The organism is Achromobacter xylosoxidans (assembly GCF_014490035.1).
Lineage (GTDB): Bacteria > Pseudomonadota > Gammaproteobacteria > Burkholderiales > Burkholderiaceae_B > Achromobacter > Achromobacter bronchisepticus_A.
In genome coordinates this window covers 2,783,082-2,799,860 of the sequence record NZ_CP061008.1, presented here as the reverse complement: position 1 = coordinate 2,799,860, position 16,779 = coordinate 2,783,082, and the positions used below count along the sequence as shown (strand labels likewise).

14 protein-coding genes are annotated in these 16,779 nt (G+C 68.0%); 6 read left to right on the top strand and 8 right to left on the bottom strand.

The genetic code is table 11. The features are described from left to right. The first annotated feature begins 3 nt into the window (after window positions 1-3). Both thiM and IAG39_RS13140 read left to right on the top strand, forming a co-directional pair. Window positions 4-822, top strand: coding sequence for a hydroxyethylthiazole kinase (gene thiM / locus IAG39_RS13145; RefSeq protein WP_059373473.1), 819 nt, complete (start codon window positions 4-6; stop codon window positions 820-822). Window positions 823-919: 97 nt separating this feature from the next. Then, the gene (locus tag IAG39_RS13140; protein WP_165867836.1) at window positions 920-3,031 is read left to right on the top strand and encodes a 5'-nucleotidase C-terminal domain-containing protein; all 2,112 of its coding nucleotides are present in this window, start codon (window positions 920-922) and stop codon (window positions 3,029-3,031) included. Here the strand turns inward: IAG39_RS13140 and IAG39_RS13135 are convergent. The 5 genes from IAG39_RS13135 to IAG39_RS13115 are packed head-to-tail and all read right to left on the bottom strand — an operon-like array spanning window position 3,028 to window position 8,805. Then, entirely contained in the window at window positions 3,028-3,792 is a 765-nt protein-coding gene (locus tag IAG39_RS13135) for an ABC transporter ATP-binding protein (protein WP_118932670.1), read from the bottom strand. The genes IAG39_RS13140 and IAG39_RS13135 overlap by 4 nt on opposite strands. Beyond that, on the bottom strand, window positions 3,789-4,775 hold the full coding sequence (locus IAG39_RS13130) for an iron chelate uptake ABC transporter family permease subunit (RefSeq protein ID WP_187523942.1): 987 nt from the start codon (window positions 4,773-4,775) through the stop codon (window positions 3,789-3,791). Before IAG39_RS13130 ends, IAG39_RS13135 begins: the two co-directional genes overlap by 4 nt. Then, complete coding sequence (locus tag IAG39_RS13125) at window positions 4,768-5,760, bottom strand: ABC transporter permease (RefSeq protein WP_118932671.1); 993 nt, start codon at window positions 5,758-5,760, stop codon at window positions 4,768-4,770. The genes IAG39_RS13130 and IAG39_RS13125 overlap by 8 nt, the downstream gene beginning before the upstream one ends. Before the next feature lie 33 nt (window positions 5,761-5,793). Next, the gene (locus IAG39_RS13120; RefSeq protein ID WP_059373481.1) at window positions 5,794-6,744 is read right to left on the bottom strand and encodes a siderophore ABC transporter substrate-binding protein; all 951 of its coding nucleotides are present in this window, start codon (window positions 6,742-6,744) and stop codon (window positions 5,794-5,796) included. 42 nt (window positions 6,745-6,786) lie between these two features. Beyond that, a complete protein-coding gene (locus IAG39_RS13115) occupies window positions 6,787-8,805 on the bottom strand; it encodes a ligand-gated channel protein (RefSeq protein ID WP_118932672.1) in 2,019 nt (672 codons plus the stop codon). Window positions 8,806-9,017: 212 nt separating this feature from the next. Here IAG39_RS13115 and IAG39_RS13110 point away from each other — a divergent pair, with 212 nt between their 5' ends. Then, window positions 9,018-9,731, top strand: coding sequence for a response regulator transcription factor (locus tag IAG39_RS13110; RefSeq protein WP_059373486.1), 714 nt, complete (start codon window positions 9,018-9,020; stop codon window positions 9,729-9,731). After that, on the top strand, window positions 9,731-11,122 hold the full coding sequence (locus tag IAG39_RS13105; protein WP_118932673.1) for an ATP-binding protein: 1,392 nt from the start codon (window positions 9,731-9,733) through the stop codon (window positions 11,120-11,122). The genes IAG39_RS13110 and IAG39_RS13105 overlap by 1 nt, the downstream gene beginning before the upstream one ends. A gap of 7 nt (window positions 11,123-11,129) precedes the next feature. Here IAG39_RS13105 and IAG39_RS13100 read toward each other — a convergent pair whose 3' ends face one another. The 3 genes from IAG39_RS13100 to IAG39_RS13090 are packed head-to-tail and all read right to left on the bottom strand — an operon-like array spanning window position 11,130 to window position 13,902. Continuing rightward, a complete protein-coding gene (locus tag IAG39_RS13100) occupies window positions 11,130-11,948 on the bottom strand; it encodes a TatD family hydrolase (protein WP_118932674.1) in 819 nt (272 codons plus the stop codon). 39 nt (window positions 11,949-11,987) lie between these two features. Further along, window positions 11,988-12,677 (bottom strand): ABC transporter ATP-binding protein, encoded by a 690-nt coding sequence (locus IAG39_RS13095; protein WP_059373492.1) that lies wholly within the window; start codon window positions 12,675-12,677, stop codon window positions 11,988-11,990. Continuing rightward, complete coding sequence (locus IAG39_RS13090) at window positions 12,670-13,902, bottom strand: lipoprotein-releasing ABC transporter permease subunit (RefSeq protein ID WP_240633261.1); 1,233 nt, start codon at window positions 13,900-13,902, stop codon at window positions 12,670-12,672. The genes IAG39_RS13095 and IAG39_RS13090 overlap by 8 nt, the downstream gene beginning before the upstream one ends. A gap of 178 nt (window positions 13,903-14,080) precedes the next feature. On the opposite strand from IAG39_RS13090, the gene IAG39_RS13085 reads away from it, so the two are divergent. After that, window positions 14,081-15,025, top strand: coding sequence for a hypothetical protein (locus IAG39_RS13085; protein ID WP_118932675.1), 945 nt, complete (start codon window positions 14,081-14,083; stop codon window positions 15,023-15,025). Next, complete coding sequence (gene recJ / locus IAG39_RS13080; RefSeq protein WP_059373498.1) at window positions 15,007-16,707, top strand: single-stranded-DNA-specific exonuclease RecJ; 1,701 nt, start codon at window positions 15,007-15,009, stop codon at window positions 16,705-16,707. The genes IAG39_RS13085 and recJ overlap by 19 nt, the downstream gene beginning before the upstream one ends. Window positions 16,708-16,779: the final 72 nt, after the last annotated feature.

Genomic DNA, 16,779 nt, shown 5'->3' with positions numbered 1-16,779 from the left:
GGCATGCAATCCATTCCCGACCTTTCCGCCCAGGCGCTGATCTCGCGCGACCTGGTGGCCGCCCTGCGCCGCGATGCGCCGCTGGTGCAGTGCCTGACCAATTTCGTATCCATGAACACCGCCGCCAACGTGCTGCTGGCCATGGGCGCTTCGCCCGCCATGGTGCATGCGCAGGAAGAAGCGCCCGAGTTCGCGCGCGTCTGCGGCGCGGTCGTGATCAACATCGGCACCCTGTCCTCGCCCTGGCTGGACAGCATGCTGCTGACCGCCGCGTCGGCCAACGAAGCCGGCATACCCTGGGTGCTCGATCCGGTGGCGCACCACGCCACCGCTTTTCGCCGCGACGCGGTGCGCCGCCTGTTGGACCTGCGGCCCGCCATCATCCGCGGCAATGCCTCGGAGATCATCGCGCTGGCCGGCGGCCAAAGCGCGAGCAAGGGCGTGGACGCGCGCGACGCGGTCTCGCAGGCGGAGCATTCCGCGCATGCCATCGCCGCCAGCCGCGCGACAGTGGTGGCGGTGACCGGCGAGACCGACTACGTCACGGACGGCGCGCGCGCCGTCCGCATAACGGGCGGTTCGCCCCTGATGCCGCGCGTCACCGCCACGGGCTGCGCGCTGACGGCGCTGGTTGGCGCCTGCGCCGCGGTGTCGCGCAACGATCCGTTTTCCGCGGCGGTCGCCGCCCTGTCGTGTTTCGCCATCGCGGGCCAGCGCGCCGGCGAGCTGGCGCAAGGCCCCGGATCGTTTGCGTGGCGCTTCCTGGATGCGCTTGCGGCTTTGGAAACGGGCGACCTCATCGAAGAATCTCCGCTGCGCTAGACGCGGCACGACTGCCCCGCCCCGTGGCGCGACCGTGTCACGGCCGGGTCACACGCCATGCGCAGAATTCCTTTCCTTCAAACCCGGAGGAAAGACGGTGAAGCCGAATCTAGGAAAGCTCTTTGCGCTGTCCGCCAGCGCCGCGTTGCTGGCAAGCCTGGCCGCTTGCGGCGGCGACAATGACGACGACACGCCCGACACCCCGCCGCAGGCCGGCGTGCCCGCAGGCTCCACCCTGGACGTGGCCATCCTGGGCACCACCGACCTGCATGCCAACGTGCTGGGCTACGACTACTACAAGCTGGCCGAGGACAAGAGCTACGGCGTGGACCGCACGGCCACGTTGATCGCCAATGCGCGCAAGCAGAATGCCAACACGCTGCTGTTCGACAACGGCGACACCATCCAGGGCACCGCCTTGTCCGACTACCAGGCGCTGGTCAAGCCGGTGCAATGCAGCGACATGCTGGCGATCTACAAGCAGATGAAACTGCTGGCCTATGACGCAGCCACGCTGGGCAACCATGAGTTCAACTACGGCCTGCCGTTCCTGTCGCAGATCACCGACACGAATTTCGGGCTGGCCGGCATCGGCAAGGGCACGGCGCAGACCAACCCCGCCGGGGCCAAGGACTGCGCGGCGCCGGGCTTTCCCTTCGTGTCCGCCAACGTGGTGTCGGCCGCCAGCAAGCAGCCCATCTTCAAGCCCTGGGTCCTGCTGAACAAGACCTTCAAGGCCACCGATCCCAACGGCAAGCAGATCGAGGTCGCGCTGAAGGTCGGCGTGATCGGCTTTGCGCCCCCGCCCATCCTGCAATGGGACAAAGCCAATCTGGAAGGCCACGTGGAAGTCGCGGGCTGGAAGGAATCGGCGCAACGCTATATACCCGAAATGCGCGCGGCGGGCGCCGATCTGGTGGTGGCGCTGGCGCACGGCGGCATCGACATGCTCAGCGCCTACAGCCCGGCCATGGAAAACGGCGCGGGCTACCTGAGCCAGGTGCCTGGCATCGACGCGCTGATCACCGGTCACCAGCACCTGCTGTTCCCCGACACCAATGCCAAGTCGCAATTCGCGGGGCAGCCCGGGATAGATCTGGAGAAAGGCCTGATCAACGGCGTACCGGCGGTGCAGGCCGGCCAGTGGGGCAACAACCTCGGCCAGATCACGCTCAAGCTTGCCTATGACAAAGGCTGGCAGGTGCAGAAGGACGCCACGCGCGTGCAACGCATCTCCACGCGCCTGACCGCGCAGAACGGCGCCACGCCCGCGACCTACGTCGAACCCGACGCCGCCGCGCAGCAGCTGGTGCAGGCTGAACACGCCGCCACCATCGCCTATGTCAAAACGCCCATCGGCCAGAGCCGCTTCGACATGGCGACCTATTACGCGCTGGCGGGCGACGTGTCGGCGCTGCAAATCGTCAACATGGCGCAGATCGACTATCTGACGGACTACATCGCCAAGAACAAACCCTCGTATGCCGCCCTGCCCATCCTGTCGGCGGCCGCGCCCTTCAAGGGCGGACGCAACGGTCCGGGCGACTTCACCTACGTGAAGCAGGGCAACATCGCCATCAACAACGCCGCCGATCTTTACCTGTACCCCAACACCTTGCAAGTGGTGCGGGTCAGCGGCGACATCGTGCGCCAATGGCTGGAGAAGACCGCCGAGCAGTTCAAGCAGATCGACCCGGGCCAGGTCGCGCCGCAGGATCTGGTCGACACGGGTTTTCCGACCTTCAACTTCGACGTGCTCTATGCCGCAGGCAATGCCCTGCGGTACGAAATCGACGTCACCCGGCCCAAGGGTACACGCATCACGCAGCTGACGTACCAGGGCGCGCCACTCGATCCCGCTGCGCAATTCCTGGTGGTCACGAACAACTACCGCGCCAGCGGCGGCGGCGACTTCCCCGGCCTGGCCGGCGGCAAGGGCGACATCGTGCTGCAAGCCCCGGACGCCAGCCGCGACGTGCTGATCAGCTACATCCGCAAGCACCCAGACCTGGATCTGGCCACCTATGGCCTGGACCGCAGCTGGCGCTTCGCGCGAGTGGGCGTCCTGGCCGGCCCGGTGGTGTTTTCGTCGGTGCCGGGCACCCTGGCCATGGCCGCCGCGCATGGCGTGGACAACGTCACGGTGCATGACGCCACGCCTGACCCGGTGACCCAGCTGTCGCGCTACGCGGTGGATCTCAGCCGCTAAGGCTGGCGGTAATAGACGCAGATGCGCCGGCCGCCGATCTCGTGCACCTCGATCGGCAGCTCGTACAGTTCGCTCAGGACCTCCGGCCGGACCAGTTCGGCCGGAGTCCCCTGATGCGCGATGCGCCCTGCCCGCATCGCCACGATGCGGTCCGCGTAGGTGGACGCGAAATTGATGTCGTGCAGCACCAGCACCACCGTCTTGCCCAGCTCGTCCGCCGCGCGCCGCAGCGTGCCCATCATGGCGACGGCATGCTTCATGTCCAGGCTGTTCAGCGGTTCGTCCAGAAGGACGTAGCGCGTGTCCTGGCACAGCACCATCGCCACGAAGGCGCGCTGGCGCTGCCCGCCCGACATCTCGTCCAGGTAGCGGTCGGCCAGCGGCTCCAGGTTCAGGTAGGCGATGGCGCGGTCGATGTGGTCCTTGTCTTCCAGCGTCAGGCGGCCGCCCGTGTGCGGATAACGGCCGAACGCGACCAGATCCCTGGCCGTCAACCGCAGCGGCAGGTGATTGTCCTGCCGCAGGATGGCCAGGCGGCGCGCCAGTTCGCGACTATCGGCCCGGGTCACGTCCAGCCCCTCGACCAGCACCCGGCCCGCGGACATGGGAAGCAGACGGCTGACCATGGACAGCAGCGTGGACTTGCCTGCGCCGTTGGGGCCGATGATCGCCGTGACGCCGCCCGCCGGCAGCGACAGGCTGACGTCGTCGACCACCACGCTGTCGCCGTATTGCTTGCTGACTTGCTGGATCTCTATCATCGGCGCCCCCTGCGCAGGATCAGGGCAAGGAACATCAACCCGCCCAGGAATTCGATCACCACGCTGACGGTGGTATTCAGGCCCAGCACGCGTTCCAGCAGCGTCTGGCCGCCTACCAGGAAGATCACGCTCAGCAGCACGGCCGCCGGGACGGTGTGGCGATGCCGGTCGGACCCCATGGCCTGATAGGCCAGGTTGCTGACCAGCAGGCCGAAGAACGTCACCGGCCCCACCAGCGCGGTGGATACCGACACCAGCACGGCGATGGCGGCCAGCGTCAGCATCAGCGTGCGGCGATAGTCCACGCCCAGGTTCACCGCGATGTCGCGGCCCAGCGCCAGCACGTCGTAGCGCCGCCGCATGCGCCACACCAGCAGCGACGCGGCGCACACCGCGGCCAGCGCGATCGGCAGCAGACCCACGCGCACGGTGTTGAAGCTGGCGAACATGCGGTCCTGCAACACCAGGAATTCATTGGGGTCGATCAGCCGCACCACGAAGTTGGACAGGCTGCGAAACAACAGGCCGAAAATGATGCCCACCAGCATCATCAGGTGCAGGCTGCGCACCGCGTCCGAGAACAGCCAACGGAACAGCAGGCAGGCGAACGCGGTCATGGCGCCCACCTCCAGCAGGAAGGCGGCCACCGGATGGCTGGCGGCCGCGGCCGCCTGGCCGAAGCCGAACACCACCACGGCCTGGATCAGCAGGTACAGGGCGTCAAAGCCCATGATGGCGGGCGTCAGGATGCGATTGTGGGTGATCGTCTGGAACAGCACCGACGACACCGCCACCGCATAGGCCACCAGCAGCATCGCCGCCAGCTTGGCGCCGCGGAACGGGATCACGAAGGACCACTGGCCGTTGGCGCCCAGCGTCATGAAGGCGATGGCGCAGGCCAGCGCAATGGCGCCCAGCAGCCACAGGCGCCAGGCCTGCGGTGCCCGGGCCGGCGCCGGGACGGAGACTGCAAGTTCAGCCAAGCCGGTTCCTCCGCGCGCGCAACAGCCACAGGAACAGGATGCTGCCCAGCACGCCGACCACCGTGCCGATGGGAATCTCGTAGGGATGGATCACCAGCCTGCCGATGACGTCGCAGGCCAACACGAACACGCCGCCCAGCACCGCCACCCAGGGGATGGCGCGGCGCATGTTGTCGCCCAGCACCAGGCTGACGGCATTGGGCACGATCAGGCCCAGAAAGGGAATGCCGCCGGCCGTCACCACCACCACGGCCGAAATCGCCGACACGATCAGCAGTCCGGCCAGCGTCAGCCGCGCATGGTTCAAGCCCAGGTTGGCGGCGAACTCGCGGCCCATGCCGGCCACGGTGTAACGATCGGCCGCCGCGTAAGCCGCGCAGGCCAGGCCGAAGCCGATCCAGAGCAATTCATAGCGCCCCCGCAGCACGCCGGAAAAATCGCCCGTGGTCCAGGCGTGCAGCGACTGCAGCAGGTCGTAGCGATAGGCGACGAAGGTGGTGGCCGCGTGGATCACGCCGCCCAGGATCAGGCCGATCAGCGGCACGATGAAGGGCGTGCGCAGCGGCACGCGCTTGAGCAGCGCCAGAAACAGCAAGGTGCCCGCCAGCGCGAAGCCCGTGGCCGTCAACATCTTGCCGATCACGGGCGTGTCCGGCGCCAGCAGCGTGACCACGAGTATGCCCAGGGTGGCGGACTCCACGGTGCCGGCCGTGGTGGGTTCGACGTAGCGGTTGCGCACCAGCATCTGCATGATGAGTCCGGCCACCGCCAGCGACATGCCGGCCAGCAGCAAGGCCAGCGTGCGGGGGATGCGGCTGACCATCAGCAGGCGCCAGGCACGCTCGGCCTCGTCACCAGTGCCCCACAGCGCGGCCAGGCTGAGCTGGCCCGCCCCCAGGCTGACGCTGGCCGCGCACAGGGCCAGCAGCAAGCCTACCGCCACCGCCAGCCCGCCCCAACCGCCTATCGACTGCCGCCAACTCACCCGCGATTACTCCCGCCGCTCATGCATCAGGCTTTACTTGCCCGCGGCCAGCGCGGCCGCGATCTCGTCCACGTTCTGCTGCATCGCGGTCAGGCCCGCGCTGCCCAGCAGATACCAGTTGTAGCCGTTCAGGTAGACCACGCGCTTGTTCTTCCAGGCCTTGGTCGGGCGCACCAGCTCGTTGTCCAGCATGCGCTGGGCCGACACGCCCTCACGGCCGATGGCGGCATCGCGGTCGATCACGAACAGCCAGTCGGGATCGGTCTGGGCGATGAACTCGAACGAGATCGCCTGGCCGTGGTTCGACACGCTCAGCCCCGTCGTCGCCGGCTTGATGCCGAAGGCGTCGTGGATCACGCCGAAGCGCGAACCCGGACCGTAGGCGCTCATCTTGCCGCCGGTGGTCAGCACGATCAGCGCGGTGCCGGCGTTGGCCGCCTTGCCATTCAGGTCCGCGATCGAGGCGCGCAGGGCGTCGAGCTTGGTCTTGGCGACATCCTGCTTGCCATAGATGGCGGCCAGCGTTTCGGTGTTGCGCGCGACGCTGCCCACCAGGTCCCGGGCATTGACCGTCAGGTCCACGGTGGGCGCCAGCTTGGCGAGCTCGTCGTACTTGGGCGCCGAGCGGCCCGCCACGAAAATGAGTTGCGGCGCGGCGGCGTGGATCACCTCGTAGTTGGGCTCGAACATCGAACCCACCTTCAGGTAGCGCTCATCGGCATACTGGCTTAGCTGCGGCGGCCACTTGGCGACCGTCGGTACGCCCGTCGCGTCCACGCCCAGCGCATGCAGCGTGTCCAGCACGGCCAGGTCCATCACCACCGTCTTCGCCGGATTGGCCGGCACGGCGGTTTCGCCGCGCGCATGCTTCACCGGCAGCGTCGCCTGCGCCGCGCATACCGCCGTGGCGGCGCCCAGGACCAGCGCGGCCCCGGCCTGAACCGCCCAACGCCGGACGCGGCCTGCTTGCGTTTGCTTCTTCATGCGTACCTCTTCATGTTGCGGGCGCCAGGCGCCCTTTCAAACTCAGAACTTGACGCCCACGCCCAGCCAGTAGCGGCGGCCGTCCTCGACGTAGCCGTAGTCGTCGTACGTGACCTGCTTGTCGAACAGGTTGTAGATGCCGGCGTACACCGCCACCGTCTTGTTCACCTGGTACGAACCGCCCAGGTCCACGAAGGTGTAGGAAGGCGCGACCACCGACGAGGACGACGGACCGGTGATGGGCTGGCTTTCCTTGCCGCGGTAGTTCAGCCGCGCCCAGGCCTGCAGCTCATCCGAGGCCTGCCAGTTCACCGTGGTGGTGAACAGGTGCTTGGGCAGCTGATTGAGCGGCTGGCCCTTGTACTGGCCGGACTTCTGCTCCGACTTGGTGAACGTGTAGCTGCTGGTCAGGGACCAGTCGCGCGACAGCGGCAGCTTCAGGTTGGCTTCCACGCCGCGGGAATTGGCCTTGTCCACGTTCATGTAGGTGGTCGGATCCGAGCCGAACTGGTTCGGGCCGTCCGTGCACTGGGTCGCGGGGCAGGCGACGCGGGTGATCTTGTCCTTGAAGTCGTTGTTGAAGACGGTCAGGCCGGCGTTGAAGCCTTCGCCGTCGTCATACAGGATGCCGATTTCCTCGGTTACCGACTTCTCGGGCGTCAGGTCCGGATTGCCGTACATATTGCCGCCGCGGCTGACCTGGCCCCAGCCCGCCACCGTCTGGCGCAGGTCGGGCGCGCGAAAGCCCGTGGACACGCCGCCCTTCAGGGTCCAGCGGTCGGCCATGTGCCAGACGCCGTACAGGCGCGGGCTGAAATGCGTGCCGAAGTTCTCGTCTTCGTCCATGCGCAGGCCGGTGGTGACTGCGAAGGTCTCGGTCAGGCGCCATTCGTCTTCGGCGAACAAGGCCCACTGGTAGCGGTCCACCTTGCTGGGGCCGTTGGCCAGCTGGTTGCCGGTCTGGTCGTTCAGGCGCTGGCTGAGGTAGCTGCCGCCCAGGGTCAGCATGTGCGAACCCAGCGGCAGCGTCCAGCTCGTCTGGATGTCCAGGTTCTTGATCTTCATCTGGCGCGAGCGGTTGTCGAACTCTTCCTGCTGCACGTAGCTGTCCGACACGCCCCAGCCCCAGCGTCCGGTATGCGACAGCGCCCACTTGTTGCTGCGGTAGTCGGTATCGGACGAAGCCGGGCAGCCATTGCGTCCGCAAGCCTGGCCGGGCGGCAGCGGCTCGACCGTCTTGCCCAGCGTTTCGTGCAGCTTCTGGCGCATGGTGGTCGCTTCAAGCACGATGTCGTGGTCGCGGTTGGGCGTCAGCGCCAGCTTGGCCGTGACGCTTTCCGAGTTGCGCTTGCGGAAGCCGTCGACGATGTCGTCTTCGTCGCGCTGCGTGGCCTGGCCGTAGATCTGCAGACCCAGCAGGTCCGTCTTGATCGGGCCGGACAGGTAGAAGTTGCCCTGGTAGATGTCGCCCGACTTGTTGCTTTCCTGGATGGTGCTGTCCAGGCGGATCTCGCCGCCCCACTCCGAGGGCACCTTGCGCGTGATGATGTTGATCACCCCGCCCATGGCGTCCGAGCCGTACAGCGACGACATGGGGCCGCGCACCACCTCGATGCGCTCGATGGCGGAAAGCGGCGGCGTCCAGCCGCCTTCGACGCCCGTGGAGTCCGAGTTGGTGCGGGTTTCGCGCGAATTCTGGCGCTTGCCGTCGATCAGGATCAGCGTGTACTTAGGGCCCATGCCGCGCAGGCTGATGTCCTGGCGGTCGCCGCCGCCCGTCACGATCACGCCCGGCACGTCCACCAGCGCGTCGTTGATGTCGCGGTAGAACTTCTTGTCCAGGTCCTCGCGGGTGATCACGCTGATCGATGCCGGCGCGTCCTGGATCTGCTGTTCATAGCCCGAGGCCGTCACCACCACGGTGTCCAGGGTCTTGGCAGTGTCGGCGCTCTGCGCCCAGGCGGGCTGCGCCACGCCGAAACCCGCTGCGCACAGGGCCGCCGCCAACTGCGTGCGCGAACCCGGACCGCGCCGGCCGGCGACCAATTCTTTGCTGCTCATGATTCCAGTTTCTCCCGTCCCAGGCCCGCGCCCCACCCCGCGTGCGGCGTCCGTCCTGCCTCGTATTTATTAATGAAAACCATTCTCATATTAGAATTGGACCTGCCGGGAGCCAGCAACACGCTTTCCGCAACTTTTATCTTCTTTGCACTTCTTGACACTCCGGCCCGCGGCCATAAGCCAAACTGCCGGATGCAGAACCGACGACACGCATGCCTTTTTCCCACGCACCGGCGACTCGCCGCATCCTGCTGATCGATGACGATGTCGAGCTTGCGCAGATGCTGCGCGAGTACCTGGAACCCGGTCATTGCCGGCTCACCCTGGCGCATAGCGGCACGCAGGGCCTGGCCCTGTTGGCTCAGGACGACTACGACCTGGTGCTGCTGGACCTGATGCTGCCCGACGGCAATGGGCTGGATCTGTTGAAGCAATACCGCCTGCGCTCGCGCCGGCCGGTCATCATGTTCACCGCCCACGGCGGCGAGACGGACCGCGTGCTGGGCTTGGAGTTCGGCGCCGACGACTACCTGGCCAAACCCTTCAGTCCGCGCGAACTCAAGGCCCGCATCACGGCGGTCCTGCGCCGCTTCGAAGAGGTGCCCGACACGGCCCGCCCCGCCCTGGCGCTGGGCGCAGTGTCGCTGGACGCCGCCACCGGCGTGCTGCGAATGGGCGACAGCGAAATTCCATTGACCGGCGCCGAACAGCGCATCCTGGAAATCCTCATGCGCACGCCCGGGCAGGTGGTCGCGCGCGACCAGATCGGTCTGTACGCGCTGGGCCGCAAGCCCGACCGCTACGACCGCAGCATCGACACCCACATCAGCTCGCTGCGCAAGAAGCTGCGCAGCGACAGCGGCGCCGAGACATTGGCGATCCGCAACCTGCGCGGCCTGGGTTACGTACTGGCCGGCGCTGACTGATGGCCTGGCTGCCCACCCGCTCGCTCTTCGGACGCGCTTTCCTGACCTTCTGGGGCGCGATGGCGGTCATCCTGGTCTGCGGCATGGTGCTGACGGCCGCGGTCGCCTGGTACCGCTTCAATTCCCTGGATGGCCTGAATCCCGGCAATCTCACGCGCGATGCTGCGCAGATCGCCCGCAGCGAGGGCGTGGATGGCCTGGAACGCTGGGTCGAAGCCATGGACCGGCGCTACTCGGCGCTGAAGATCTACGTCATGGACGCCCAGGACAAGGACATCCTGGGCCGGCGGCTGCCCGCCCGCATGGAAGACTGGCTGAGCGATTTCCGCGCCGGGCCAGACCGTTCGCCGAAAGCCGACTACCTTCCCGCCGACCCCACCGGCGAGCGCGTTTCCTGGTGGGAACCGCAAAAGCTGGTCTTGCCCGATGGTTCGCAGCTGCTGCTGCTGTTCCTGCCGTTCGATTCATCGCATTGGGAAGTGCTGGCCCTGTCGCCCGTGGCGCTGGCCCTGGTGCTGTTCGCGCTGGCCGTGACCGCGCCGTTCTGCTGGGCCTTGAGCCGCCACGTGACGGCGCCCTTGGCACAGTTGCGCCAGACCACGCATGCCTTGTCCGCCGGGCGGCTGGATGCGCACACGCCCGCCAAGCTGGCGCGCCGCAAGGACGAACTAGGCCTCCTGGCGCGCGATTTCGACGCGATGGCCGACCGCCTGAAGGCGCTGGTCGACACGCGCGAGCAGCTGCTGCACAACATCGCGCACGAACTGCGCTCGCCGCTAGCGCGGCTGCGGCTGGCGGCGGAGCTGGCGCGGCGCCGGGACGAGCGCCAGGACCTGCAACTGGACCGCATCGAACTCGAATGCGAACGCCTGGACGCGCTGGTCGGCAACACCTTGCGGCTGGCGCGCCTGGGCGCCCTGCCCGTGCCTACCGACACCCTGGACCTGGCCGAACTCGTGTCCGACGTCGTCGAAGACGCACGCTTTGAGGCCGGCGGCCGGCAGATCCGCATAGAGTGGAACCAGCATGCGCCCGTGCTCCTGGTCGGCGACCGCTGCAGCCTGGCCAGCGCCATCGAAAATGTACTGCGCAACGCCTTGCGCTTTGCGCCCGCGCACAGCGCGATCCGCGTGCGCCTGCTGTCGACCGCGCACGAAGCCTGCCTGGAGATCGAGGACCGCGGGCCCGGCGTGGCCGCGGAAGAACTGCAATCGCTGTTCGAACCTTTCTATCGGACGGCCTCCGGCGCGCGCAAGCCGGGCAGCGGCGCCGGACTAGGCCTGTCGATTGCCCAGGCCGCCGTGGCCGCGCACAAGGGCAGGATGTCGGCCCGCAACATGTCGCCGCAGGGGCTGAGCGTGCGGCTGGAACTGCCGCGCCTGAACGGCTGAGGCCCGGTCAGTCGGCGTCGGCCAGGATCGCCGCCGGCAGCCGCGGCAATACCCGCATGGCGTTGGCCGTGGTGGCATGCGCCACTTGCGCCGGCGTGATGCCGCGCAGCTCGGCCAGCGTGGCGGCGATGCGGACCAGTTCGGCCGGCGCATTGCGCCGCTGCGGCGGATGCAGCCAGGCCGGCGGAATGTCGGGCGCGTCGGTTTCCAGCACCAGGTGCGCCAGATCCACGTCCACCGCATGGCGGCGGATCTGCAAGGCGCGCTCGTAGGTCATCGCGCCGCCCAGGCCCAGCGCGAAGCCCTGGTCTATGAATGCCTGCGCCTGCTGCGCGCTGCCGTTGAAGGCATGCGCGATGCCGCCGATGCGAGGATGGCGGCGCAGGTATTTCAAGAGGATGTCCTGCGACTTGCGCACGTGCAGCAGCACCGGCAGGCCGAACTCGGCGGCCAGCGCCAGTTGCGCGGCATAGAAGTGTTCCTGGCGCTCGCGCGGTTCGCCGGAGGCGATTTCAGGCACGAAGAAGTCCAGGCCGATCTCGCCGATGGCGACGAAGCGGGGGTCGCCCAGCGATTCCTTGACGGCCGCGCGCAACGCCTCCAGGTCGCCGTCGCCGGCGCGCTGAACATACAGCGGATGGATGCCCAGTGCATAGGCGCCGCCGGCCGTCTTGCCGGCCAGTTCGCGCACCACGGAAAAATTGGCGCGCTCGACGGCGGGAATCACGATGGATTGGACGCCTGCCTCACAGGCACGGTCGGCGACCTGCTCGCGGTCGGCGTCGAACTCGGCGGCATCCAGGTGGCAATGGGTATCGATCAGCATGGGCGCGACCTCCTTGCCCGGATTATCCCCCGGCGCGCCTTAACCCGAAACCAGGCGACCGTTTTCCATGAGCAACTGGCGGTCGGCGCGGGCGGCCAGTTCCGGGTCGTGCGTGACGATGGCGAACGCCGTGCCGGACTCCTGATTCACCCGCGTCAGCAGTTCGAACATATTGTGCGCGGTGTGGCGGTCCAGGTTGCCGGTGGGCTCGTCGGCCAGCACGCAGACCGGGCGCGTGACCAGCGCGCGCGCCAGCGCCACGCGCTGCCGCTCGCCGCCGGACAGCTGGCCCGGGAAGTGACCTTCGCGCGCGGCCAGGCCCACCAGACCCAGAACCTCGTGCGCGGCGGCGCGCGCCTTGTCGCGATTCTCGCGGCGCACGATCAGCGGCATCGCCACGTTGTCCAGCGCGGAGAATTCCGGCAACAGGTGGTGGAACTGGTAGACGAAGCCCAGGCTGCGGTTGCGCACGGCGCTCTTGCGGGCCTCGGACAGCCCGACGGCAAGCTGGCCATCCACCGACACGGAGCCGCTGGTGGGCACGTCCAGCAGGCCCAGGATATGCAGCAGCGTGCTCTTGCCGGAACCGGAGGCGCCGACGATGGCGACCATCTCGCCACGCGCCACCGACAGGCTGACGTTGCTCAGCACTTCAATGCGCGCAGGGCCTTCGTCGTAGACCTTGACGATGTTGTCGGCCTGCAGCGCGGGAGTCAGCATGTCAGTCATGGCGCAGCACCTGTGCGGGTTGCAGGCGCGAGGCGCGCCAGCTGGGATACAGGGTCGCCAGCAGCGACAGCACCAGGGAAGTCACGCCGATGGTGACGATGTCGCCCACTTGCGGATCGGACGGCAAGGCGCTGATGAAATAGATTTCACGCGGCAGGAAATGCACGCCCAGCAAGCCTTCGATGAAGGGCACGATCACGTCCACGTTATAGGCGATGAGGATGCCGCCCGCCACGCCCAGCAGCGTGCCGATCACGCCGATCAGCGCCCCCTGCACCAGGAAGATGCGGGCGATCTCGCGCGGACCCGCGCCCAGCGTGCGCAGGATGGCGATGTCGGACTGCTTGTCCTTCACGGCCATGACCAGGGAGGACAGCAGGTTGAACGCGGCCACGGCCACGATCAACGCCAGGATCAGGAACATCATGCGCTTTTCGGTCTTCACGGCCGCGAACCAGGTGCGGTTGTTGCGCGACCAGTCGCTCGCCATCACGTAGGGCGGCAGCACCTTCTGCAATTCCGCCGCCACTTCCGGGGCGCGCTGCATGTCGGCCACGCGCAGGCGCACGCCGGCAGTGCCGCTGTCACGGAACACGCGGGCGGCATCCTCGTCGTCGACGAAGGCCAGCGAGGAATCGTATTCATAGTGGCCGGACGAGAACACGCCCACCACGGTGAACTGGCGCATGCGCGGGGTGAAACCCGCCGGGCTGATCGAGCCCTGCGGCGCCATCATCAAGAGCGTATCGCCCAGCTTCACGCCCATGCCGTCGGCCAGTTCATTGCCCAGCACCACGCCGAAACTGCCGGGCTTCAGGTCGGTCAGCTTGCCCGATACCATCTGGCGCGGCAGGTCCGACACATTGCCTTCGGTCTGCGGATCGATGCCGCGCACCTGCACGCCGCGCAAGGCCTGCCCGCGCACCAGCATGCCCTGCGCCGCCACGAACGGGGCGCCGGCCTTGACGGAGGAATTTTTCTCGGCGGCGGAAGCGAACTCCTGCCATTTCTCCAGCACTCGCTCGGGGGCAGCCCCCGGGATATAGAGTTCAATATGCGGCAGCACCGACAGCATGCGGTCGCGCACTTCCTTCTGGAAGCCGTTCATCACGGACAGCACCACGATCAGGGCGGCGACGCCCAGCGCGATGCCCGCCATGGAACTGGCGGCGATGAAGGAGATGAAGCGATCGCGGCGGCCGCGTCGCTGGCGGATTCGGGCCAACCCGGCATAGCGGGCGCCTATCCAGAGTTCGTAGGGTATTTTCAGCACGAGCGCATTATGGCATTAACCGCCTGGATTCCGCGCCGCGGATGTGCGCGTCCAAGACCAGGCGTTTCAAGCTATGGCAGTGCCAGGCGCCGCTTAGTTCCCGCAGCCCGTGCGGACTACAATCGCGCCCATGCTGATCGTCATTCCGGGCGCTTTGCCCGCCCTACCCGTCGCCGCCGAACTGGCCAAGCTCCTGCCCGAACGCGCGCCCACGCTGCACGGCTGGCTCCAGGCCGGCGCCGCCCGCCCCCAGGCTCACGACGTGCGCGCCCAAGGCTGTACGCCCTACGAAGCCTGGCAGTTGGCCCGCGCCGGCTACGTCCCCGAAGCGGGCCTGCCGCCCGGCGCCGGACTGGGTCCGCTGCTGGCCGGCGCCCAAACCGACGGCGATGAACCCGTCTGGCTGGCCGAGCTGGTCCATCTGGCGCTGGGCACGGACCAGGCCGCCTTGCTCGATCCCGGCCTGATGGAACTGCGCACCGAGGAAACGGCCGCCCTGCTGGACACCGCCCGCCCGCTGTTCGAAGGCACGGGCTTCGAGGTCGAGACGCTCTCGCCCGAACGCTGGCGCCTGCGCCTGCCGCAAGGTCTGCGGCCGCAGACCGCCAGCCCGCTGGCCGTGGCCGGACAACGCCTGAACGACTGGTGGCGTCAGGATGCGGAAACGCGCCCGTGGCGCCGGCTGCTCAATGAAATACAGATGGCCTGGCACGAACACCCGGTCAATGACGCCCGCGCGGCGCGCGGCCTGCCTCCGGTCAATGCGCTGTGGCTGTATGGCGGCGGCAGGCCCTGGGCGCAGTCCCGGCCTGTCCCCGCGCAGGTCTACAGCAACCTGGACGCCCCCCAGCGGGCCGGCGACTGGGCCGCCTGGCTGGACGCCCTGGCCGCGCTGGACGCGCAGCATCTGCGCCCGCTGGCCGGCAAGCACGGCCTGCCGGCCACTCCCGCCGAACTGCTGCTGCTGGGCGACGACCGCAAGGTCGCCCTAACCCTGAAACCGCGCGGGGGCCTGCTTGGCTTGCTGCCCGCGCCCAAGAAAAACTGGAGCGCCTGGTGGTCTCACCCCGCTTAACCGTCCGCACCCCCGACCCGCAAGCCTGCCGCATTCTTGAAGCCTCGGGCATCCACCCGCTGCTGGCCCGCCTGTGGGCAGCCCGCGGCGTCACCCATCCCGATCAAACCCAACTCGCCTGGAAATCGCTGCTGCCGCCCAACGGCCTGACGCATTCGGACCACGCCGCCGGCGTGCTGGCCGACGCCATCCAGGCGGGCAAGAAGCTGCTGATCGTGGCCGACTACGACTGCGACGGCGCCACCGCCTGCGCGGTCGGTTTGCGCGCCCTGTCCGCCATGGGCGCCGACGTGGACTTCCTGGTGCCCAACCGCTTCGAGACCGGCTACGGCCTGTCGCCCGCCGTGGTCGAACTGGCGGTGCGGCACCGCGCCGGCAAGCCCGACATCATCATCACGGTCGACAACGGCATCGCCAGCGTGGACGGCGTGGCCGCGGCCAATGAGGCCGGCATCGGCGTGGTCATCACCGACCACCACTTGCCGGGCGACACGCTGCCGGCGGCCCTGGCCATCGTCAACCCCAACCAGCCGGGCTGCGGCTTTCCGTCCAAGAATCTGGCAGGCGTGGGCGTCATCTTCTACATGATGCTGGCGCTGCGCGCCGAACTGCGCCGCCGCGGCGTCTATGCGGCCGACGGCGGCCCGCGCCTGGACGCGCTGTCCGACCTGGTGGCCCTGGGCACCGTGGCCGACGTGGTCAAGCTGGACGCGAACAACCGCCTGCTGGTCACGCAAGGCCTGCAGCGCATGCGCGCCGGCCGCCTGCAGCCCGGGCTGCGCGCGCTGTTCGCCGTGGCCGGACGCGAGCCGCGCGCGGCCAACGGCTTTGACCTGGGCTTTGCGCTCGGCCCCCGTATCAATGCCGCCGGCCGCCTGGCCGACATGAGCCTGGGCATCGCCTGCCTGACCACCGACGACGAAGCGCAGGCGCTGGAAATGGCGCGCGAGCTCGACAACATCAACCGCGAACGCCGCACCATCGAAGCCGAAATGCGCGAACAGGCGCTGGCCGCCATGGAAGAGCCGAACGCGGCCGCCGGCGCCACGGTCTGCGTGTTCGACCCGGGCTGGCACCAGGGCGTGGTGGGCCTGGTGGCCTCGCGCCTGAAGGAAAAGTTCTGGCGTCCCACGCTGGCTTTCGCGCCCGCCGGCGACGACGAAATCCGCGGTTCCGGCCGCTCGATTCCCGACGTGCATCTGCGCGACGCGCTGGACCTGGTGTCCAAGCGCCATCCCAACCTGATCCGCAAGTTCGGCGGCCACGCCATGGCTGCGGGCCTGACACTGGGCCGCAACGACTTCGCCGCCTTCGCCCCCGCGTTCGACGCCGCGGTGCGCGAGCTCACGGGCCGCGACACCTTCGAGCCGGTGATCGAAACCGACGGCTCGCTGGAAACCGGCTACGCCAACGCCGACGTGGCTGGCATGCTGCAGCAGCAGGTCTGGGGCGCCGGCTTCGCCGCGCCGCTGTTCCTGGACGAGTTTGTGGTGCGCAACCAGCGCCTGGTCGGGGAAAAGCACCTGAAGCTGTCGCTGGAACGCGGCCACCAGCGCTTTGACGCCATCTGGTTCGGCCACGACCAGTCGCTGCCCGAACATATTCAGGCGGCGTACCGGCTGGAGCAGAACGTTTGGAACGGGATGGTGTCGGTGCAGCTGGTGATCGAACACGCGGGGTAAGGCCCGCCATCGGAGCCAGCCCGCCGTGACCCGCGATGGCTTGCGCGCGGCGCGCGCCTGAGTCTTTGCCTC

Coding starts and splice junctions, on each gene's coding strand:
- IAG39_RS13110 (WP_059373486.1), top strand. CDS start 9,018: ATGCCTTTTTCCCACGCACCGGCGACTCGCCGCATCCTGCTGATCGAT.
- IAG39_RS13100 (WP_118932674.1), bottom strand. CDS start 11,948: ATGCTGATCGATACCCATTGCCACCTGGATGCCGCCGAGTTCGACGCC.
- IAG39_RS13115 (WP_118932672.1), bottom strand. CDS start 8,805: ATGAGCAGCAAAGAATTGGTCGCCGGCCGGCGCGGTCCGGGTTCGCGC.
- IAG39_RS13105 (WP_118932673.1), top strand. CDS start 9,731: ATGGCCTGGCTGCCCACCCGCTCGCTCTTCGGACGCGCTTTCCTGACC.
- thiM (WP_059373473.1), top strand. CDS start 4: ATGCAATCCATTCCCGACCTTTCCGCCCAGGCGCTGATCTCGCGCGAC.
- IAG39_RS13135 (WP_118932670.1), bottom strand. CDS start 3,792: ATGATAGAGATCCAGCAAGTCAGCAAGCAATACGGCGACAGCGTGGTG.
- IAG39_RS13095 (WP_059373492.1), bottom strand. CDS start 12,677: ATGACTGACATGCTGACTCCCGCGCTGCAGGCCGACAACATCGTCAAG.
- IAG39_RS13120 (WP_059373481.1), bottom strand. CDS start 6,744: ATGAAGAAGCAAACGCAAGCAGGCCGCGTCCGGCGTTGGGCGGTTCAG.
- IAG39_RS13085 (WP_118932675.1), top strand. CDS start 14,081: ATGCTGATCGTCATTCCGGGCGCTTTGCCCGCCCTACCCGTCGCCGCC.